Genomic DNA, 20,280 nt, shown 5'->3' with positions numbered 1-20,280 from the left:
GGCCTGTCCGGTCAGGGGAAGTCGAGTGCCCGGGGGCCGAGGGGCGGGACGAGTCCCTCGGCCGCGGCGCGCGTCAGCAGACCCCTGACCGCCGCGTAGCCGTCCACGCCGAGATCCGACGTGAATTCGTTGACGTACAGCCCGATGTGCTGGTCGGCGACGGCCGGGTCCATCTCCTGGGCGTGCTCCATGACGTACGGGCGGGAGGCCTCGGGGTCGTCCCAGGCAGCGTGCACGGACGTGTGGATGGCCGCGGCGAGCTGTCGCAGCGTGTCCGCGCCCAGTGACCGCTTGGCGATGATCGCGCCCAGCGGAATCGGCAGCCCGGTCGTGTTCTCCCAGTGCTCGCCCATGTCCGCGAGCTTGTGCAGCCCGAAGTTCTGGTACGTGAAGCGCGCCTCGTGGATCACCAGCCCGGCGTCGACCTTCCCGTCCCGCACGGCCGGCATGATCTCGTGGAACGGCAGGACGACGATCTCACCGACCCCGCCGGGCAGCGTGTCCGCCGCCCACAGCCGGAACAGCAGGTACGCCGTCGACTTCTCGCTGGGCACGGCGACCGTGCGACCCGTCAAGTCGGCCCCGGCCTCCCGAGTGAGCACCAAGGGCCCACAGCCGCGCCCCAGCGCACCGCCGCAGGGCAGCAGCGCGTACTCGTCGAGGACGTACGGCAGCACCGCGTACGACACCTTCAGTGCGTCGAATTCGCCGCGCTCGGCCATGCCGTTCGTGATGTCGATGTCCGCGAAGGTCACGTCGAGCGCGGGCGCGCCCGGGACGCGGCCGTGGGCGAGGGCGTCGAAGACGAAGGTGTCGTTGGGGCAGGGGGAGTAGGCGATCTGCAGGGGTCGGCTCTCAGGGCTCATATGGGTTCCAACTCTCCAGTACGGGCGCGAGCTTCCCGAAGCCCTCGGTGAGGGCCGCCAAGGCGTCGCCGATCCGCCAGGCGGCGCGGTCGCGCGGGCCGACGGGGTTGGAGACCGCGCGCAACTCCAGGACGGGCACGCCGTGCGCGGCGGCCGCCTCGGCCACCCCGAAGCCCTCCATGGCCTCGGCGAGGGCACGGGGGTGACGGGTGCGGAGCTCCGCGGCGCGGGCGGTCGTGCCGGTCACCGTCGAGACGGTGAGGACGGCTCCCGGGCGGGCTCCGGTCGCGGCGGCGACGTCTCGTACGAGTGCTTCCGGCGGACGGTGGCTGACGGTCCCGAAGCCCAGCTCGGTGACCGGAAGGAAGCCGTCGGGCGTGTCGGCGCCCAGATCGGCGGCGGTGATCTCGTCGGCCACGACCAGGGAACCGACGGGGGGCCCGGGCTGGAAACCGCCGGCGATTCCGGCGGAGACGACCAGGGCATAGGGGGTGCCTTCGAGGGCCGCCGCGGTGAGGGCGGCGGCGGTGGAGGCGGCGGCGAGGGCCGGGCCGACACCGGCGGCGGCCACATCGAGCCGGGGCAGCCGGCGCAGGGTCACCCCCGGAAGCCGCAGCTCACGCTCCGGCCCCGCAAACGCCCGTGCCACCGCGTCCCGTTCGGCGGGTACCGCGGTGGCTACGAGAACACGTACGGAAGACGTGGTCAGGAGTCCTTCTTGAGCTTGAAGGACCACAGACCCTTGACGTCCTTCTCGCCCTCCTTGATGGAGACCAGGGTCGAGTTGCCCTGGGCGCCGTACTGGGCGTTGAAGAACACGCTGCCCGGGATGGTGCGGTAGGTCTTTTTGCTGGAGTCGGTGAGCGGCTGACCGTTCATCAGGATCGTCCACCCGTTGTCCGCGACCGCCGGGTCGACGCCGAAGCGCACGGTCTCGTCCGGGTCCACCTTGATCGACTTGATATCGGTGTCCTTGAGGCAATTGGCCAGGATGGCCGTGCTCAGGGCGTTGCCGTCGTTGTAGCAGGTGGCCTCTGAGTTGACCGAGCTCGTGCCGACGGTGATCGTCGCGACGGGCGACGGCTTCTCGCAGGCCGACAGAACGAGCAGTCCGGCGGAAACGGCACCGGCAGCGGCGACGGCGCGGCGGCGTCGCGAGGCGGATTGCAGCGTGGTCATGGCCGAAGGCTATCGGGCACTCGGGCCGTCGCCCCATGTGGGGTGCGGCGTGCCCGGTTCGTTACGCCACTCGCGGCCGCGTCCGGCCACCCTGGCGCGCCGAGTTCAGCAATCCGCGCAGGGTGGTCAGCCAGCCGGCGGCCACGATCACGGCGGCCACCGTCAGGCCCAGCATGCCGTTGAGCGGCATCACGATGCCGACCGCGCCACCGAACACCCACGCCATCTGCAGCAGCGTCTCGGAGCGCGCGAACGCCGACGTACGGACCAGTTCCGGCACGTCCCGCTGGATCAGCGCGTCCAGGGACAGCTTGGCGAGGGCCTGGGCGAACCCGGCGACCGCGGCCAGACAGGCCACCAGGAACGCGCCGAAGAACACGGCCGCGACGATGGCCGTGCCCAATACCACCGCCACAACGGTCACGATGATGATCTCCGGCGCCCTCGACCGCAGCCATGCCCCGACCGCCGTACCGAGCGCGTTGCCCACGCCCGCCGAGACGGCCACTATCCCCATGGACACCGCCGCGCTCTCCCCGGTCAGCGGGTGCTCGCGCAGCAGGAACGCGAGGAAGAAGATCAGGAAGCCGGACAGACAGCGCAGGGAGGCGTTGGCGCCGAGGGCGTGGGTGACGGCCGGGCCGACCGTGCGCAGCCCCGGACGTTTGACCGGCTTGCGGTGCGGCCCGTGCAGATGCTCCTCGTCGGCCGCGAGCAGCGCGATGTCCTCGCCCTTGGCCGAGTCGACCTTCGGCGGCAAGGAGAAGGAGAGGAACGTGCCTGCCACGAAGATCACGAAGGCGCCGTAGAGCGGCCAGCGAGAGCCGACGGCCTGCAGTCCCGCCCCGACGGGCGCGGCGATACCGGTGGCGAGGAGCCCGCCCAGGGTGACCCGGGAGTTCGCCTTCACCAGGGAGAAGCGGGGCGGGAGGAGCCGGGGCACGACGGCGCTGCGCACGACCCCGTACGCCTTCGAGGCGACGAGCACCCCCAGGGCGGCCGGATACAGCTGGAGACTGCCGCTGGCCACCGCTCCCGAGATGATCAGCGCGAGCAGGGCACGGGCGAACATCGCGCCGGCCATCGCGGCGCGCCGGCCGTGCGGCAGACGGTCGAGGAGAGGGCCGATCACGGGCGCGAGGACCGTGAAGGGGGCCATGGTGATGGCGAGATAGAGGGCGACGCGGCCGCGGGCCTCGTCGGTCGGCACCGAGAAGAAGACGGTGGACGCGAGGGCGACGGTGATCATGACGTCGCCGGCGCCGTTCACCGCGTGCAGCTCGATCAGCTTTCCGAGCCCGGACTCGCCCGCGCCGTGCGCATGGGTCGCCTTCCGGATCCCGCGGGCGGTGCCGGTCACCGGGAAGTGCAGGGCACGGCCGACGGAGCGGACGGCACCGCGCATCCGGCCCGAACCGCCACCTCGACTGCTCCCCTTGACCCCACCGACCCCGGTGGCGCCTTGGGACGACTTCGCGGCTGCCACGACGTTCATAGTGCCCTGAGATGATGGTTCGTAGTGCGGTTACGGCGCGTCCGGCGGGTCAAACACCGGCTTGAAGCGGCGTACTGTCCCGTCGGTGTAGGCCCAGCGCCTACGAACAGGTAGCGTGCGTATCTCAGCCATCCCGCAGAATGGATGGCAGAGGTGCGCGCGAGAGCGATCGGACGCGGACGTCGATGCGGCCCACAGGTCCGCTCCGTCCGCCCCACCGCCGGAGGCAGGCGCACCCGTGAGACGGCGTAGGAGAGAAGCGATACCTGTGAGCGCAGCGAGCACGCGAAGCCGCACCCCCGACCGCCTGTGCGCCGAGGCCGTCGACCTCGCCCGCGCCGCAGCCGAGGAGGCCGCCGCCCCGGGTGTGGTCGGTGAGCACGTCGGCCTGGTGTCCGAGGGAGACCGCGTCGTCACGCACTTCTTCGAGTGCAAGGAGCTCGGCTACCGCGGCTGGCGCTGGGCGGCGACCGTGGCCCGGGCGTCCCGCGCGAAGGTGGTGACGCTGGACGAGGTCGTCCTGCTGCCCGGCCCCGACGCGCTCCTCGCCCCGGAGTGGGTGCCGTGGAGCGAGCGGCTGCGGCCCGGCGACATGGGCCCCGGCGACCTCCTACCCACGGACGCCGAGGATCTCCGGCTGGAGCCGGGCTACTCCGGCGAGGACCAGCCCCTGCCGAGCTCGCCCGTGTCGCACGAGATGGCGGAACTGGCGGAGGCGGAGGACGCCGAGGTCACCCCCGGCGCGCCCGCCACACTGCCCACGATCCCCTCCCGGGGATCGATCGCCTCGGTGGCGGAGGAACTCGGCATGCGCCGGGCCCGGGTCCTCTCCCGCTACGGCCTGCACATCGCCGCCGACCGCTGGGACGAGGCGTTCGGCGCCAAGACCCCGATGGCACAGGCGGCTCCCGCCTCCTGTGCCACCTGTGGCTTCCTGGTCCCCCTCGGCGGGTCCCTCGGCCAGGCCTTCGGCCTGTGCGCGAACGAGTTCTCCCCGGCCGACGGGCGGGTCGTCTCGCTCACATACGGCTGCGGCGGCCACTCGGAGGCCGCGGTCATGCCCAAGCCGCCCCAGCCGGCGGCGCCGGTCATCGACGAGACGAAGGTGGACCCCTTCCCACTGCGCCCGGCGCCGGACTCGGGCTCGGTCCCGGCGGTGGGCGACGAGGAGACGGCAGAACTCGGCCACTCGTAAGAGGGCGATACACGGCCCCTCTCGGGGAACACTTTCGGCCGACTGGGACGGGGGAGTGGGTCGGCGGACGGTGTGCACGGGCTGAACCCCGGCGGCAGCGGTACGTGGTCCCTGTCGGAGACGACTTTCGGTCCACCGCGACGGGCGAGCGGGTCCGTGGGCGGGGCGCGGGGGTCGGGCCCCGTGGCAGTGGCGCTTGGTCCGTCCCGGGGATGTGTTTCGGCCGACTGGGACGGGGGAGTGGGTCGGCGGACGGTGTGCAGGGGCCGAGCTCCGGCGGCAGCGGCTCGTGGCCCTCTCGCGGACTTGTCTCAGCCCGCTGAGACGGGGAGCGGTCGGAGGTTGGGCGCAGGGGCTGAACCCCGGCGGCAGCGGCTCGTGATCCCTCTCGAGGGCGAGTTTCGGTCCACCGGGACGGGTGAGCAGGGCGGCGGGCGGGGTCCAGGGGCGGAAACCCCATGGGCAGCGGCGCGGTACCTTGCATCGTCACGCCGATGAGGAGAGTGAACGTGAGCAAGTTCGTGCGGCCCGCTGCCGAGGGCGCCGACCCCTTCGGCACCGCCCGTCTGCGCCGCGGTGTTCTCGACGCCTGGGCCACCAGCCCGGCCCGCTTCCGCGAGGACGCCAACGCCGAGGAGGATCTGGTCCTCGGCGGCTACCGGGACCGGCTCGTCGTGGAGCTCGCCCAGAACGCCGCCGATGCCGCCGCCCGGGCGAAGACACCCGGCCGCCTCCGGCTCACCCTCCGCGACGGCGTCCTGGTCGCCGCCAACACCGGCGCCCCCCTGGACGCGGTCGGCGTCGAGTCGCTCGCCACCCTGCGTGCCTCCGCCAAGCGCGAGGCCCACGAAGGCCAGGGCACCGTCGGCCGCTTCGGCGTCGGCTTCGCCGCCGTACTCGCCGTCACCGACGAGCCCGCGGTCGTGGGCCGGCACGGCGGTGTCCGCTGGTCCCTCGCCGAGGCCCGGGAACATGCCGCCGAGAGTGCCCGCCACAGCCCCGGCCTGGGCGACGAGATCCGCCGACGCGACGGGCACGTCCCCCTGCTGCGCCTCCCGTTCGCCGCCGAGGGCACCGCCCCCGACCCGTACGACACGGTCGTCATCCTCCCGCTGCGCGACACGGCCGCCACCGACCTTGCCGAACGGCTACTGCAGGCGGTCGACGACGCCCTCCTCCTGGCCCTCCCCGGCCTGACGGAAGTGGTCGTCGAGATCAACGGCGAGGCCCCCCGCACGCTCACCCGCCGCACCGACGGCCCCTTCACGATCGTCGAGGACTCGCGGGACGGCGTCACCCACTGGCGCACCTCCGCCGCGCACGGCCCGCTCACCCCGGCCCTGCTCGCCGACCGCCCGCTGGAGGAGCGCCTGCGCCCCCACTGGTCCGTCACCTGGGCCGTACCCGTCGACGCCTACGGCAGCCCGGTCCGCCCCCGCACCACCCCCGTCGTCCACGCCCCCACCCCGAGCGACGAGCCCCTCGGCGTGCCCGCCCTGCTCATCGCCTCCCTCCCGCTGGACACCACCCGTCGGCACGCCGCCCCCGGCCCGCTGACCGACTTCCTGGTGCAGCGCGCGGCGGACGCGTACACCGAACTCCTCGCCGAATGGCGCCCGGTGGCCGAGAGCATCATCGACCTCGTGCCCGGCCCCCTCGGCAAGGGCGAGCTCGACGGCGCGCTGCGCCAGGCGATCCTCGACCGCCTCCCGCGCACCGCCTTCCTGCCGCCGGCCGTCGAACCCGAGCCGCATGCCGAGGACCTCCCCGAGGCGCTGCGCCCCCGGGACGCCGAGGTCGTCGAGGGCGCGGGCGGCGACACCGTCCGTGTCCTGGCCGAGGTCCTGCCCACCCTCCTGCCCGCCGGCCTGGAACGCCGCGTCGAGCTGCGCACGCTGGGCGTCGCCCGTCTGCCGCTGGCCGACGCGGTCGACCGGCTGGCCGGGCTGGAGAAGGACCCGGACTGGTGGCACCGGCTCTACGACAGCCTCGCCGGGGTCGACCCGGACCGGCTCTCCGGCCTGCCCGTGCCGCTCGCCGACGGGCGCACCACGATCGGCCCCCGCCAGGTCCTGCTGCCCGCACCGGACGCCACCCGCATCGACCCCGAGGTCCTCGCCCGGCTCGGGCTGAAGGTCGCCCACCCGGACGCCGCCCATCCGCTCCTGGAGAAGCTCGGCGCCCTGCCCGCGACCCCCCGGGCCGTCCTCACCACGCCCCAGGTGCGTGCCGCCGTCGCCGCCTCCCTGGACGACGAGGGCGGGGCGAGCTGGGAGGAGGACGCCCCGGACGCCGAGGAACTGGCCGACATCGTCCTCGCCCTCGTCCGTGACGCGGGCCTGGAGCCGGGTGACGAGCCCTGGCTGGGCGCCCTCGCCCTCCCCGACGAGGACGGCGAACTCGCCCCCGCCGGTGAGCTGGTCTTCCCCGGCAGCCCCTTCGCGCGCGTCATCCGCGAAGGCGAACTGGCCGCCGTGGACGCCGACTTGGCCGAGAAGTGGGGCGAGAGCCCGCTGGCCGCCTGCGGTGTCCTCGCCGACTTCGCCCTGGTGCGCGCCACGGACGTGGTCCTGGACCCGGACGAACTCGAGCCCAGGGAAGGGGACTTCGCCGAGCCCGACGACGCCGGCCTGCTCGACGCCGTCGACGTGTGGTGCGAGGACATCCTGGACCGCTTCCCGGACAGCCCGGTGCCACCGGTGGCCACCGAGCTCGTCGCCGTGCGCGACCTCGACCTCGTCGACGACGAGCACTGGCCGCAGGCCCTCGCCCTGCTCGCCCGCCCGCCGCTGCGCGACGCGCTCACCCAGCCGGTGCGGATCCTGCTGGCGGACGGCACGCACGAGGTCGTACGGCCGTACACGGCATGGTGGCTGCGCGGGCACCCGGTCCTGGACGGGCGCCGGCCCGCCGGTCTGCTCGCGGCCGGCGGCGACCCGCTGCTGCGCGGGCTGTACGACGAGGCCGACGCCACCGGGTTCGAGGACGAGCAGGTGCTGCGGGCCCTCGGTGTGCGCACCTCCGTCGCCGCGCTGCTCGACGAGCCCGGCGGTGCCGCCGAGCTGCTCGACCGGCTCGCCGACCCGGAGCGCCCGGTCACGCCCGCCCAACTGCACGGGCTCTACAGCGCGTTGGCGGACCTGGACCCCGAGCAGGTGACCCTGCCGGACGAGCTGCGGGCGGTCGTCGACGGGCGGGTGGAGGTGGTGGACGCGGCCGACGCGGTGGTCGTCGACTCGCCCGATCTGCTGCCGTTCACCGAGGGCGTGCCGCTGCTGCCCGTACGGCCGTCCCGGGCCGCCGAGCTCGCCGAGCTGTTCCAGGTCCGGAGGCTGAGCGAGTCCGTCACCGGGTCCGTGGACTCCGAGGGCACCGAGCACGACGTGCCGGAGTCGGTACGGGTGCTGCTCGGCCCGCGCACCCCGGGCACCTATGTCGAGCACGAGGAGCTCGTCGTCGACGGTGTGGAGATCGACTGGCGGCTGACCAGCGACGGCGTCCTGCACGCCGCCACCCTGGAGGGCGTGGCCGCCGGTCTGGCCTGGGCGGCCGGACAGTGGCCGCGGCGCTTCGAGGTCGCGGCGCTGCTGGAGGACCCGTCCCGTACGGAGGAGCTGGCGCGGGACCGCTGGTTCGACTGAGCGTCGGTCGCCGGTTCCGCGAGGGGCGGGCGAAGTTTTTCGATGAAAGATTCAACTTCCGTACAACCATCCCCACCCACCGTGGATCTGATCACCTGAGTCAACAGGCTCCATGATCACTTGGGCACCGCGGCGGCGACGAGCCGTGAGGAACGACCCGCCGCGGGGGCCCATTTCTCCAAGCAGGGGAACGCATGCGCATCCGTGCCACCGTGGCTGCCGTCTCCGGCGCCCTGGCTCTCTCCGCTTTCGCTGTGCCGGCCGCGCAGGCCGACAGCTCTTCCCACAGCCCCGCCGACCTCGTGAAGATCGCGAGGGCCGCGCACCAGGCCGCCTCCGGCAAGTCGGCGTTCACCGCCACCACCGCCGACGAGGGTGTGCCCTACCAGCTGGACCTCACCGTCTCCGGCGTGAAGGTCAACAACGGCAAGCCGATCGTCGCGGGCATCAGCAACAAGGTCTCCGTCCCGCTGACCTTCAAGGTCACGCACGGCGCGGACGTCAACATCCACGCGAGCGACTTCGAGCTGGACGTGGACATCTACCGCGAGTCGTCCACCAACCCGGAGGACGGCAACGTGCTGTTCGGCGACAAGGCGCCGACCTGCACCGACACCTCGGCGACCACCGCCGACTGCAAGGGCACGATCGACGTCTACCCGGACCTCGAGCTGACCAACGCGGACGCCGCCACCTGGACCGCCGAGGGCTACGCCTTCGCCTGGAACGGCCAGGACCCGATGTCCGAGACCATCGACTGGACCAAGGTCGGCTTCGCCTACCAGGACGGTCTGGGCAGCGTGAAGCTCCAGCGCTTCTCCAAGCTGACGGTCAACGCCGCGCCGGAGCCGGTGAAGAAGGGCAAGACCATCACCGTCACCGGCAAGCTGACCCGCGCGAGCTGGGACAGCCACAAGTACACGGGCTATGTGACCCAGCCGGTGAAGCTGCAGTTCCGCAAGAAGGGCTCCAGCACCTACACCACGCTGAAGACCGTCAAGACGGACTCGACCGGCAGCCTGAAGACCACGACCACCGCGTCGGTCGACGGCTACTACCGCTACTCCTTCGCGGGCACCGCGACCACCCCGGCGGTCAACGCCACGGGTGACTACGTCGACGTGCAGTAAGCCGTGCGGTAGGAACTGAGTTCCGGCCCTGGACGCCTGCCGTTTCCGGGGCCGGAACGTTGTCTCTCACTTGTCCCATGAGCTGGCAATACGCGGCCAAAATCTGGCCGGGAAGCGCTCTTGCCGTACAACCCGGCACACCCCTCACGGATCTGATCGCGTGAGTCAACCGACTCCACGATCACTTCTCCCTCCAGGGGAACGCAATGCGCATACGTGCCACCGTGGCCGCCGTCTCCGGCGCCCTGGCCCTCTCCGCCTTCGCCGTGCCGGCCGCGCACGCCGCAGGGACGGCGCTCGACGTCACCTTCTCCGATGTGCAGGTCAACAGCGGCAAGGCCATCACCGTCGGCGCCACCTCCACGGTCAAGGTCAAGGCGACCTACACCCTGACGCACCCCTCCAGCGTGAGCGTCGCCAACGTGAAGAGCGGCCCGCTGCTGTACCGCGGCACCACGGCGAAGGACGCCGACACGCTGGTCGGCAGCGACCAGCCGGGAACCTGCACCACGGTCTCCTCCACCACCCTGCACTGTTCGGCGACGATCACCATCCCCGCCGCCGAGCTGTACAACTCCGACGCCGGTACGTGGAAGAAGGGCGGTGTCGCCATCGACTCCAGCTCCCACGCCGAGAAGTGGCAGAGCGACCTGGGCACCCTCCCGGTCCGCCGCGCCGCCAAGCTCACCGCCGACGCGACGCCGGAGCCGGTGAAGAAGGGCAAGACCATCACGGTCACCGGCAAGCTGACCCGGGCCAACTGGGAGACCGGCAAGTACACGGCCTACGTGACCCAGCCGGTGAAGCTGCAGTTCCGCAAGAACGGCTCCAGCACCTACACGACCGTCAAGACGATCAAGAGCTCGTCGACGGGAGCCCTGAAGACCACGGTGACGGCGTCCGCGGACGGCTACTACCGCTACAGCTTCGCGGGCACCGCGACCACGTCGGCGATCAACTCCGCGGCGGACTTCATAGACGTGCAGTAGGCGGATACGCCCCCCGAAAGGGGCGCGGGGCGGTATCGATCTGCGGCTCCGCCGCGCGGGCGCGACCAGCCACAAGGGACCCGCAGTTCCCCGCGGCCCAGCCCACCCCTTCCCCGGCCAAAGCCGAGCGCTAAGCGGGAAAGCGGCGGTCGACCCACTTCCACAGGAATTCCAGGGCGACCGCCGCGACCACGGAGATGGCCACCGCCGTCCACGGCATCGCGACACCGACCAGCTTCAGCGCGAAGAAGCTCTGCAGCGAGGGCACGACGAGCACGAACAGGAACGCCACGCCCATCGAGGCCACCAGGAGCACCCGCCACCAGGTGTAGGGGCGGGCGATGATCGCCAGGACCCACATCGAGATCAGGAAGAGCGTGAGCGTGGCCGCGCTGGTCTCGGCGTCCAGCGAGCCGGCGCCCGTGTAGTAGTGCCGGGCGATCAGATACGTCACGAAGGTCGCCACCCCGGCCACCACACCGCCCGGGATCGAGTACCGCATCACCCGCCGTACGAAATGGGGCCGTGCGCGTTCCTTGTTCGGCGCGAGGGCGAGGAAGAACGCGGGGATGCCGATGGTGAGGGTGGACAGCAGGGTCAGGTGCCGCGGCAGGAAGGGGTACTCCACCTGCCAGCACACCACCAGCAGGGCCAGCAGCACCGAGTAGACGGTCTTCACCAGGAAGAGCGTGGCCACCCGCGTGATGTTGCCGATGACCCGCCGGCCCTCCGCGACCACCGAGGGCAGCGTGGCGAAGCTGTTGTTGAGCAGCACGATCTGCGCGACCGCGCGGGTGGCCTCGGAACCCGACCCCATGGACACGCCGATGTCGGCGTCCTTCAGGGCCAGCACATCGTTCACGCCGTCGCCGGTCATCGCGACCGTGCGCCCGCGCGACTGGAGCGCGCCGACCATGTCCCGCTTCTGCTGCGGGGTGACGCGGCCGAACACGGTGCCCTCGTCGAGGGCGGTCGCCATGTCCGCCCGCTCCTCGGGCAGCCGGCGAGCGTCCACCGTCGTACCGCTGAGCCCGAGCTTGGCCGCGACCGCGCCGACGGACACCGCGTTGTCGCCGGAGATGACCTTGGCGCGGACGTTCTGGTCGGCGAAGTAGCTCAGGGTGTCGGCGGCGTCGGGGCGCAGCCGCTGCTCCAGTACGACGAGGGCGGTGGGCCTTGCGCCCCTGGCGACGTCGGTGTCGTCGAGGTCCCGGGTGACGCGGGCGAGCAGCAGGATCCGCAGCCCCTCCTGGTTGAGCCGTTCGGTTTCGGCCAGGGCCGGGTCGCCGTCGGCGAGGAGCACGTCGGGGGCGCCGAGGAGCCAGGTGCTGGTCTCCCCGTTGCCCTCGCTGAAGGTGGCACCGCTGTACTTGCGGGCGGAGGAGAAGGGCAGCGACTCGACGCAGCGCCACTCGTCGCTGTCCGGGTAGGCGTCGATGACGGCCTGGAGGGAGGCGTTGGGCCGGGGGTCCGACTCGCCGAGCGCCCCGAGGACCCTGCGCACATACGTCTGGTCGCTGTCGCCCAGCATGCGCAGCTCGGTGACGTCCATCCCGCCCTCGGTCAGCGTGCCCGTCTTGTCCAGGCAGACGGTGTCGACGCGGGCGAGGCCCTCGATGGCGGGGAGCTCCTGGACCAGGCACTGCTGTCGGCCGAGGCGGATGACGCCGATCGCGAAGGCGACGGAGGTGAGGAGGACGAGGCCCTCCGGGACCATGGGGACGATGCCGCCCACGGTGCGGGCGATGGCGTCCTTGAGCCCGTTGTTCTTGACGAAGAGCTGGGTGACGACCAGGCCGACGGCGGCCGGGATCATCATCCAGGTGACGTACTTCAGGATCGTCGAGATGCCGCTGCGGAGCTCGGAGTGGACGAGCGTGAAGCGGGAGGCCTCCTCGGCGAGCTGGGCGGCGTACGCCTCCCGGCCGACCCTGGTGGCCTTGAAGGCGCCACCGCCCGCGACGACGAAGCTGCCGGACCTGACCTCGGCGCCGGGGTGTTTGACGACGGGATCGGCCTCGCCGGTGAGGAGGGACTCGTCGATCTCCAGCCCGTCGGCCTCGGCGCACACGCCGTCGACGACGATCTTGTCGCCGGGGCCTATCTCTATGAGGTCGTCGAGAACGAGTCCCGAGGTGCTGACCTCGGTCGTGATGCCGTCACGCCGGACGGTGGGCCGGGCCTCGCCGATCACGGCCAGCGAGTCGAGGGTCTGCTTCGCCCGCCACTCCTGAACGATGCCGATACCGGTGTTGGCGAGGATCACGAAGCCGAAGAGGCTGTCCTGGATCGGGGCGACGAACAGCATGATCAGCCACAGGACGCCGATGATCGCGTTGAAGCGGGTGAAGACGTTCGCGCGGACGATTTCGGAGAGCGTGCGGCTGCTGCGGACCGGGACGTCGTTCACCTGACCGCGGGCGACCCGCTCCGCGACCTCGGCAGACGTCAGCCCGGTCGACGGAGGCACCGACGCGGCCGGCACCGGGTGCACAGGGTCCAGCTCCGCTCCCGCGTCGGTGTGCGTCATGCATTCGACGGTACGTGCGGATCTACGGCTTCACCTGCCGAGTGACGGGAAGATCCGACCTGGGGAGGAGGGGATTCGTGCGCTGGTCGTACGGCCTACTTGGCCGTTGCCTCGCTGAGCGCCGCCGCCCTCTTGATCGCCGCGTCCCGCTTGCGGACGTACCAGATGCCGATCAGGCCCAGGCCGCCGCCGGCCAGGCAGGTCCACAGCCACCAGGTGTGGCCATGGTCGTCGAACCAGCCGTAGAACGGCAGCTGGACGAGGAAGAGGACGAACCAGACGATCGTGCCGCCGGTGATGGTGGCGACCACGGGGCCTTCCAGGGGCTCCGGTGCCTCGTGCTTGGGGGTCCACTTCGTCATGCGCACAGCTTACGAGGCGACCGGCGGCGGCTCGTGAGGCGACCTGGCCGCCCGAGGTCTACGCGCGGAGATAGCGATCTCGTTCTTATGCGTTCATACTGAAACCGTTTGTCTCTGGCCGTTTCTGCTCGTATGAAAGTCCAAAGGGTCCTTGGGGGAGTCCCTTTGGTGATGAGGTCCCGCATGTCCACCTCGGCACCCGCCAAGGTTCCCGCCCCCGAACAGCCGGGGAGCATGCCGTCCTACGGCGCACTCGACCGCTTCTTCAAGATCTCCGAGCGGGGCAGCACCCTGTCGCGCGAGGTCCGCGGCGGCTTCGCCACGTTCTTCGCGATGGCCTACATCATCGTGCTGAACCCGATCATCCTCAGCAGCGCGAAGGACATCTACGGGCACCAGCTCAACAACGGGCAGCTGGTCACGGCCACCGCCCTCACCGCCGCCTTCACGACCCTGCTGATGGGCGTCGTCGGCAACGTGCCGATCGCGCTCGCCGCCGGTCTCGGGGTGAACTCCGTGGTCGCCCTGCAGCTCGCGCCGCGCATGTCCTGGCCCGACGCCATGGGCATGGTGGTCCTGGCCGGTTTCGTGGTGATGCTGCTCGTCGCCACGGGGCTGCGCGAGCGCGTCATGAACGCCGTGCCCTACGGGCTGCGCAAGGCCATCTCCATCGGTATCGGCCTGTTCATCATGCTGATCGGCCTCGTCGACTCCGGCTTCGTCAGCCGCATCCCGGACGCCGCCCACACCACCGTCCCGCTCCAGCTCGGCGCCGACGGTCACCTCAACGGCTGGCCGGTTCTGGTCTTCATCCTCGGCGCGCTGCTCACGCTCGCGCTCATCGTGCGGAAGATCCCCGGCGCGATCCTCATCTCGATCGTCACCATGACGGTGCTCGCGCTGATCATCGAAGCCGTCGCCCATGTGCCCTCCTGGGGCCTCACCACCCCGAAGTGGCCGGGCAACCCCGTCTCCACCCCCGACTTCGGGCTCGTCGGGCAGGTCAGCCTCTTCGGCGGCTTCGGCAAGGTCGGTGTCCTGACGGGCGTCCTCTTCGTCTTCACCGTCCTGCTGTCCTGTTTCTTCGACGCCATGGGCACGATCATGGGCGTCAGCGACGAGGCCAAGCTGACCGACGCCAAGGGCGAGATGCCCGGCATCAACAAGGTGCTCTTCATCGACGGTCTCGCGGTCGCGGCGGGCGGCGCCACCTCCTCCTCGGCCACCACCGCCTTCGTGGAGTCCACGGCCGGCGTCGGCGAGGGCGCCCGCACCGGTTTCGCCAACGTCGTCACCGGCTCGCTGTTCGCCGTCGCCCTGTTCCTGACCCCCGTCGCCACGATGGTCCCGTCCCAGGCCGCCACCCCGGCGCTGCTCGCGGTCGGCTTCCTGATCCTGGCCGGCTCGGTCAAGGAGATCGACTGGGCCGACTACACCATCGCGGTCCCGGCCTTCATCACGATGGTGATGATGCCGTTCACCTACTCGATCACGAACGGCATCGGCATGGGCTTCATCACCTTCGTGCTGATGCGGCTCGTGGTCGGGCGCGCCCGCGAGATCCCGGCCCCGATGTACGTCGTCGCCGCCGTGTTCACCTTCTACTACCTGATGCCCGCCCTCGGCCTCACGTGAGCCGCGCTCAGGTGACCCCGTAGAACTTCTCCGTCTCCTCGACGGCGGCCTGGAACCGCTCGTCGAAGTCGTCCCGAATGAGCGTCCGGACCACATAGTCCTGGACGCTCATTCCTCTTTTCGCCGCATGGTGCCGGAGCCGGTCGAGCAGTTCCCGGTCCATCCGCAGGCTGAGCACTGTGGTCCCCATGCAGATGAGGGTCGCCACATCAGGTCGTCCGGCGCGTCACTTTCCGCGCTCGACTCACTCGTACGGGTGATGAGAGGGTTCAGTGGCCAGGGTCACGGGCATCCGGGCGTGTCGCCGGTGGTCTTTAGCGAGAGTAATGAGTTACTCTAAAGAACATGCCGGACCTTACCCATGGCGACGACGCTGCCGCCGTGAACTCCCTGCGCTCCGCCGTGATGCGGTTGTCCCGTCGGCTCAAGCACCAGCGGGTCGACGAGTCGCTGAGCCCCACCGAGATGTCGGTGCTCGGCACCCTGTCCAACTGCGGCCAGGCCACACCGGGCGAACTCGCCCGCAAGGAGCACGTCCAGCCGCCCTCGATGACCCGCATCGTGGCGCTGCTCGAGGCCAAGGGCCTGGTCCGTCTTGAGCCGCACCCGGAGGACAGACGCCAGAAGGTCGTCACCAGGACCGAACAGGCCGAGGCGATGCTCGAGGAGAGCCGCCGCAAGCGCAACGCGTTCCTGGCCGGCCTGGTCGAGGGCCTCGACGAGGACGAGTGGGCGAAACTCCGCGCCGCCGCCCCCGTGCTGGAGAAGCTCGCGCACCTGTAACCGGCTCCGGCGCCCCGGGGCGAAGGAGCAATCGAAGAAGGAGGCGAACCCACTTTGAGTACGGGATCCGGAGCAGCTTCCGCCCCCGCACCGACCACTCCCACCACCCCTGGCCGCACCCGCAGATCCTCGATGTTCAGCTCGCTGAGGATCCGGAACTACCGACTCTTCTTCATCGGCCAGGTCGTCTCCAACACCGGCACCTGGATGCAGCGCATCGCCCAGGACTGGCTGGTGCTCAGCCTCACCGGCTCCTCTGCGGCCGTCGGCATCACGACGGCCCTGCAGTTCCTGCCGATGCTGTTGTTCGGCCTTTACGGCGGCGTCCTCGTCGACCGCCTGCCCAAGCGCCCCACGCTGCTCGTCACCCAGACGTCCATGGCGGTCACGGGCCTCGCGCTCGCCGCGCTGACCCTGACCGGACACGTCCAGGTCTGGCACGTCTACCTCGCCGCCTTCGCCGTCGGCCTCGCCACGGTCGTCGACAACCCGGCGCGCCAGTCCTTCGTCTCCGAGATGGTCGGCCCGGAGCAGCTGCAGAACGCGGTCAGCCTGAACTCCGCGAACTTCCAGTCCGCCCGCCTTGTCGGGCCCGCCGTCGCCGGCCTGCTGATCACCGGCGTGGGCACGGGCTGGGCCTTCCTCCTCAACGGCCTGTCCTTCGTCGCCCCCATCGCCGGACTGCTGCTGATGCGAGCGCGTGAGCTGCATGCGGTCGAGCGCGCCCCACGTGGCAAGGGCCAGCTGCGGGAGGGTCTGCGCTATGTCGCCGGCCGCCCCGAGCTGATCTGGCCGATCGTCCTGGTCGGCTTCATCGGCACCTTCGGCTTCAACTTCCCGGTGTGGCTGTCGGCCTACGCCGACGACGTCTTCCACGCCGGCGCCGGTGCCTACAGCCTCTTCAACACCCTGATGGCGGTCGGCTCCCTGGTCGGGGCCCTGCTCGCCGCCCGCCGCGGCACGGCCCGGCTCCGCATCCTGATCGCGGCCGCGGCGGCCTTCGGCACCCTGGAGATCGTGGCCGCGCTGGCGCCCTCGTACTGGCTCTTCGCGCTGCTCATGATCCCGATCGGCATCTTCGGCCTGACGGTCAACGTCACCGCGAACACCGCGGTCCAGATGGGCACCGACCCGGCCATGCGCGGCCGGGTGATGGCCCTGTTCATGATGGTCTTCATGGGCGGTACGCCCCTGGGCGCACCGGTCGTCGGCTGGATCACCGACACCTACGGCCCCCGTGTCGGCTTCGCCCTCGGCGGCGCCATCGCGGCAGCCGCGGCCGTCACGGTCGGCCTGATCCTCGCCCGCGTCGGCGGCCTGCGCCTGACGGTGGGCTGGAACCACGGCCACCCGAGGGTGCGGTTCGTGCCCCGCGAGCAGGAACTGGCGGCCGCGGCATGAGCTGCCCTGCCCCGAGGACGGCCTACAGGACCCGCCGGGCCAGGACCTGCCCCGGCCACTTGTCCTCACCGAAAGTGAAGGCCTCGGTTCGGGTGAAGCCGTTGTTCTCGTAGTAGGCGACCAGCTTGCCGTCGTCGCCCGCGTAGCAGTCCACGCGCAGGAGGGAGATCCCGGCTCGGCGGGTTTCCTCGGCTGCGTGGGTGAGGAGTGCGGCGCCGACGCCCTGGCCCTTGAAGCGGCGGTCGGAGGCGAGGATGTGAATGTAGCGCTCGGGCTCGTCGGCGGGCGCCAGATACGGGCCGGGCGAGCCGGTGAGGGTGAGGGTGGCGGCCGGGACGCCGTCCACCTCGGCTATGTACGGGGAGCCCTCGCCGACGGTCCGCTCGATCATGGCCACCGCGCGCGGGTTCTCCGACAAGGGCTCGACGCCCCACTGCCGGGTCCTTCCCTGGGCGACCAGCCAGGCCACGGAACTGTCGAACATGCCGAGGATCAGCGGAACGTCGTCGAGGCTGCCTTCTCGAATGTCGATCACCATGAACCCATCATGCCCGCCCCGTCTGGGAGGGTGACCGCATGAGACTTTTCGCCGCCGTACTGCCCCCGGAGGACGTGATGAACGAACTCGCCGCGGAGGTGGACGTACTGCGCCACCTGCCCGGCGCCGACGGGCTGCGCTGGACCGGCCGACCCGGCTGGCACTACACGCTCGCCTTCTACGGCGAGGTCGACGACGAACTCGTACCGGACCTGTCGGACCGGCTGGAGCGCGCGGCCCACCGCACCGCGCCCTTCCCCCTCGCCATCTCGGGCGGCGGCCAGTTCGGGCACGGACGGGCCCTGTGGGCCGGAGCAGAGGGCGACCTGGAGACGCTGGGGCTGCTGGCCGACCGGGCGGAGGCCGCGGCGCGCAGGGCGGGCGTGCCGATGGGGGAGCACCGCCGCTACAAGGCCCATCTGACGGTGGCGCGCAGCCGGGACTCGGTGGACGTACGGCCGTACGTCGAGAGCCTCCGCGACTTCGCCAGCCGCACCTGGACCGTGGCCGACCTGGCCCTCGTGCGCAGCAACCTGCCCAGGTCCGGTGCGCCCGGGGAGCAGCCCCGGTACGAGGCGGTCGCCCGCTGGCCACTCGGCGGGGCCGGTTAGGCTCGAGTGCGTGGACCCGAAAACCCGGAACCGGATCATGGCCGGTGCGCTTGTACTGATGTTCGTGGTGGTGGCGCTGGCGGCGGCGGTCGGAAAGTAGACCGCCGCCGCTTCGCCATGCCACCCGCCGCGGCTACCAGGCGAAGGCCTCGGGGGACGGCCCCGGACCCGGGAAGATCTCGTCCAGCCCCGCCAGCAGTTCCTCCGGCAGTTCCAGCTCCACGGCCCTGAGGGCCGACTCCAGCTGCTCGGCGGTGCGCGGCCCCACGATCGGGCCGGTCACCCCGGGCCGGGTCAGCAGCCAGGCCAGCGCCGCCTCACCCGGCTCCACCCCGTGCTTGTCGAGCAGATCCTCGTACGCCTGGACCTGCCCGCGGACGGCCGTGTTGGCGAGCGAGTCGGCGGCCCGGCCGGAGGTGCGCCGTCCGCCCTGCGCCTCCTTCTTGATCACGCCGCCCAGCAGTCCGCCGTGCAGCGGCGACCAGGGGATGACCCCGAGGCCGTACTCCTGCGCGGCCGGAATGACCTCCATCTCGGCGCGGCGCTCGGCGAGGTTGTACAGGCACTGCTCGCTCACGAGCCCGATGGTCCCGCCGCGCCGGGCGGCGATCTCATTGGCCTGGGCGATCTTGTAGCCGGGGAAGTTGCTGGAGCCGGCGTAAAGGATCTTCCCCTGCTGGACCAGGACGTCGATGGCCTGCCAGATCTCCTCGAAGGGGGTGCTGCGGTCGACGTGATGGAACTGGTACAGGTCGATGTGGTCGGTCTGCAGCCGCTTCAGGCTGGCGTCCACCGCTCGCCGGATGTTGAGGGCGGAGAGTTTGTCGTGGTTGGGCCACGGCTCGCCGTCGGCGGCCATGTTGGCGTACACCTTGGTCGCCAGCACGACCTTGTCGCGCCGCTCGCCGCCCTTGGCGAACCAGTTCCCGATGATCTTCTCGGTACGGCCCTTGTTCTCGCCCCAGCCGTACACATTGGCGGTGTCGAAGAAGTTGATGCCCGCGTCCAGCGCCGCGTCCATGATCGCGTGACTGTCGGCTTCATCGGTCTGCGGGCCGAAGTTCATGGTGCCGAGGACGAGTCGGCCGACCTTGAGTCCCGTGCGTCCTAGCTGCGTGTACTTCATGGTCCACAAGCCAACGACTTGGAGTGCGCTCTATGCAAGCGGCTCGGTGTCAAGTCCCGAGTTCCCGTGCCACGCCATGCAGTGGCATGACCCGGCAGGCGGCTCCCGGCCTAATGGACACAAGGCCGTTCGGCCTCTCTTCCCCCGACCCCACCACTGCAGGACGTGCATTCCCATGACTCTTCGTACTCGATTCCACCGCCATGCGCTGCTTGCCGCTTCGGTCGTCGTGACCGGAGGCGTGCTGCTGCCCGGCAGCGCGTTCGCCGCCACGGAGGCACCGCCGCCCACCAGCGCGGGCACTGCCGATCACTGGGTGGAGGTCACCGACGCCCCGAGCGGCATCAAGGTCGAGCTGCCCGGAAAACCCGAGGTCAAGAAGTACACCGAGGCCAAGGACGGCATGGACGGTCGGATCTACATGGCGGGCAACGACGACCAGATCACCGGCTTCGCGGTCTTCGACGTCCACGGTGCGAAGGACCTCAAGGACAACCTTCGGGCCTTCCTCGGCGGCTACAACCAGTACTCCCAATCCCCCAGTGACGTGCTCACCAGCACAGTCACCAAGGAGAGCGACGTGAACGGCCGCCGTACTCTCGACGCGCGGCTCACCGCCAAGGACGGAACCGTCGGCTCCACACGCTTCATCGACGACGGCAGCCACTACGTGCAGCTGCTGAGCATCAGCTCCAAGAAGCAGGCGGCGTCGATGACCCCGACGTACCGGCAACTCCTCGACAGCCTCCGCATGCCGGCCCCCGCCGACACCGAGGCCTCCTGAACGCCCCCGACGGCG

At 70.9% G+C, this 20,280-nt stretch carries 18 protein-coding genes; 9 read left to right on the top strand and 9 right to left on the bottom strand.

From position 1 onward, the window contains the following. Positions 1 to 11: 11 nt before the first annotated feature. From Q8A52_RS06135 to Q8A52_RS06120, 4 genes are all read right to left on the bottom strand, one after another. Positions 12 to 866, bottom strand: coding sequence for a 1,4-dihydroxy-6-naphthoate synthase (locus Q8A52_RS06135; protein ID WP_316749634.1), 855 nt, complete (start codon positions 864 to 866; stop codon positions 12 to 14). Next, a complete protein-coding gene (locus Q8A52_RS06130; protein ID WP_316749632.1) occupies positions 856 to 1,602 on the bottom strand; it encodes a futalosine hydrolase in 747 nt (248 codons plus the stop codon). Before Q8A52_RS06130 ends, Q8A52_RS06135 begins: the two co-directional genes overlap by 11 nt. Further along, on the bottom strand, positions 1,572 to 2,045 hold the full coding sequence (locus Q8A52_RS06125; RefSeq protein ID WP_316749630.1) for a DUF2771 domain-containing protein: 474 nt from the start codon (positions 2,043 to 2,045) through the stop codon (positions 1,572 to 1,574). The genes Q8A52_RS06130 and Q8A52_RS06125 overlap by 31 nt, the downstream gene beginning before the upstream one ends. Positions 2,046 to 2,106: 61 nt before the next feature. Then, positions 2,107 to 3,450, bottom strand: a complete 1,344-nt coding sequence (locus tag Q8A52_RS06120; RefSeq protein ID WP_408649175.1) for an MFS transporter — start codon at positions 3,448 to 3,450, stop codon at positions 2,107 to 2,109. Between the two features lie 358 nt (positions 3,451 to 3,808). Here Q8A52_RS06120 and Q8A52_RS06115 point away from each other — a divergent pair, with 358 nt between their 5' ends. The 4 genes from Q8A52_RS06115 to Q8A52_RS06100 all read left to right on the top strand — a co-directional run bounded on the left by Q8A52_RS06115 (position 3,809) and on the right by Q8A52_RS06100 (position 10,495). Beyond that, positions 3,809 to 4,735, top strand: a complete 927-nt coding sequence (locus Q8A52_RS06115) for a DUF3027 domain-containing protein (RefSeq protein WP_316749626.1) — start codon at positions 3,809 to 3,811, stop codon at positions 4,733 to 4,735. A gap of 509 nt (positions 4,736 to 5,244) precedes the next feature. Then, positions 5,245 to 8,376, top strand: a complete 3,132-nt coding sequence (locus Q8A52_RS06110) for a sacsin N-terminal ATP-binding-like domain-containing protein (protein ID WP_316749624.1) — start codon at positions 5,245 to 5,247, stop codon at positions 8,374 to 8,376. A gap of 194 nt (positions 8,377 to 8,570) precedes the next feature. Continuing rightward, positions 8,571 to 9,506, top strand: coding sequence for a hypothetical protein (locus Q8A52_RS06105; protein WP_316749622.1), 936 nt, complete (start codon positions 8,571 to 8,573; stop codon positions 9,504 to 9,506). A 206-nt stretch (positions 9,507 to 9,712) separates the two neighbouring features. After that, positions 9,713 to 10,495: a hypothetical protein gene (locus Q8A52_RS06100; protein WP_316749621.1), complete on the top strand. Its 783-nt coding sequence runs from the start codon at positions 9,713 to 9,715 to the stop codon at positions 10,493 to 10,495. 130 nt (positions 10,496 to 10,625) lie between these two features. On the opposite strand, the gene Q8A52_RS06095 is transcribed toward Q8A52_RS06100, so the two are convergent. Together Q8A52_RS06095 and Q8A52_RS06090 are read right to left on the bottom strand one after the other, a co-directional pair. Then, on the bottom strand, positions 10,626 to 13,025 hold the full coding sequence (locus Q8A52_RS06095; protein WP_316749619.1) for an HAD-IC family P-type ATPase: 2,400 nt from the start codon (positions 13,023 to 13,025) through the stop codon (positions 10,626 to 10,628). Positions 13,026 to 13,120: 95 nt separating this feature from the next. Continuing rightward, positions 13,121 to 13,387 (bottom strand): DUF2530 domain-containing protein, encoded by a 267-nt coding sequence (locus Q8A52_RS06090; protein WP_316749617.1) that lies wholly within the window; start codon positions 13,385 to 13,387, stop codon positions 13,121 to 13,123. Between the two features lie 183 nt (positions 13,388 to 13,570). On the opposite strand from Q8A52_RS06090, the gene Q8A52_RS06085 reads away from it, so the two are divergent. Then, a complete protein-coding gene (locus Q8A52_RS06085; protein WP_316749615.1) occupies positions 13,571 to 15,022 on the top strand; it encodes an NCS2 family permease in 1,452 nt (483 codons plus the stop codon). Positions 15,023 to 15,029: 7 nt separating this feature from the next. Here the strand turns inward: Q8A52_RS06085 and Q8A52_RS06080 are convergent, their stop codons facing one another. Then, a complete protein-coding gene (locus Q8A52_RS06080; RefSeq protein ID WP_316749613.1) occupies positions 15,030 to 15,212 on the bottom strand; it encodes a ribbon-helix-helix protein, CopG family in 183 nt (60 codons plus the stop codon). A 155-nt stretch (positions 15,213 to 15,367) separates the two neighbouring features. Here Q8A52_RS06080 and Q8A52_RS06075 point away from each other — a divergent pair, with 155 nt between their 5' ends. Together Q8A52_RS06075 and Q8A52_RS06070 are read left to right on the top strand one after the other, a co-directional pair. After that, positions 15,368 to 15,805, top strand: coding sequence for a MarR family winged helix-turn-helix transcriptional regulator (locus Q8A52_RS06075; RefSeq protein ID WP_316749611.1), 438 nt, complete (start codon positions 15,368 to 15,370; stop codon positions 15,803 to 15,805). A gap of 54 nt (positions 15,806 to 15,859) precedes the next feature. After that, positions 15,860 to 17,206, top strand: coding sequence for an MFS transporter (locus Q8A52_RS06070; protein ID WP_316749608.1), 1,347 nt, complete (start codon positions 15,860 to 15,862; stop codon positions 17,204 to 17,206). 22 nt (positions 17,207 to 17,228) lie between these two features. On the opposite strand, the gene Q8A52_RS06065 is transcribed toward Q8A52_RS06070, so the two are convergent. Then, positions 17,229 to 17,744 carry a GNAT family N-acetyltransferase gene (locus Q8A52_RS06065; protein ID WP_316749605.1) on the bottom strand — a complete coding sequence of 172 codons (516 nt, stop codon included), beginning with the start codon at positions 17,742 to 17,744 and terminating at the stop codon, positions 17,229 to 17,231. A 38-nt stretch (positions 17,745 to 17,782) separates the two neighbouring features. On the opposite strand from Q8A52_RS06065, the gene thpR reads away from it, so the two are divergent. After that, a complete protein-coding gene (thpR, locus tag Q8A52_RS06060; protein ID WP_316749603.1) occupies positions 17,783 to 18,355 on the top strand; it encodes an RNA 2',3'-cyclic phosphodiesterase in 573 nt (190 codons plus the stop codon). A 133-nt stretch (positions 18,356 to 18,488) separates the two neighbouring features. Here the strand turns inward: thpR and Q8A52_RS06055 are convergent, their stop codons facing one another. Further along, complete coding sequence (locus Q8A52_RS06055) at positions 18,489 to 19,481, bottom strand: aldo/keto reductase (RefSeq protein ID WP_316749602.1); 993 nt, start codon at positions 19,479 to 19,481, stop codon at positions 18,489 to 18,491. Positions 19,482 to 19,656: 175 nt separating this feature from the next. On the opposite strand from Q8A52_RS06055, the gene Q8A52_RS06050 reads away from it, so the two are divergent. Then, positions 19,657 to 20,265, top strand: coding sequence for a hypothetical protein (locus Q8A52_RS06050; RefSeq protein WP_316749600.1), 609 nt, complete (start codon positions 19,657 to 19,659; stop codon positions 20,263 to 20,265). Positions 20,266 to 20,280: the final 15 nt, after the last annotated feature.

The organism is Streptomyces herbicida (assembly GCF_032656585.1).
GTDB classification, from domain to species: domain Bacteria; phylum Actinomycetota; class Actinomycetes; order Streptomycetales; family Streptomycetaceae; genus Streptomyces; species Streptomyces herbicida.
This window is presented reverse-complemented; position numbering and strand designations above follow the sequence as displayed.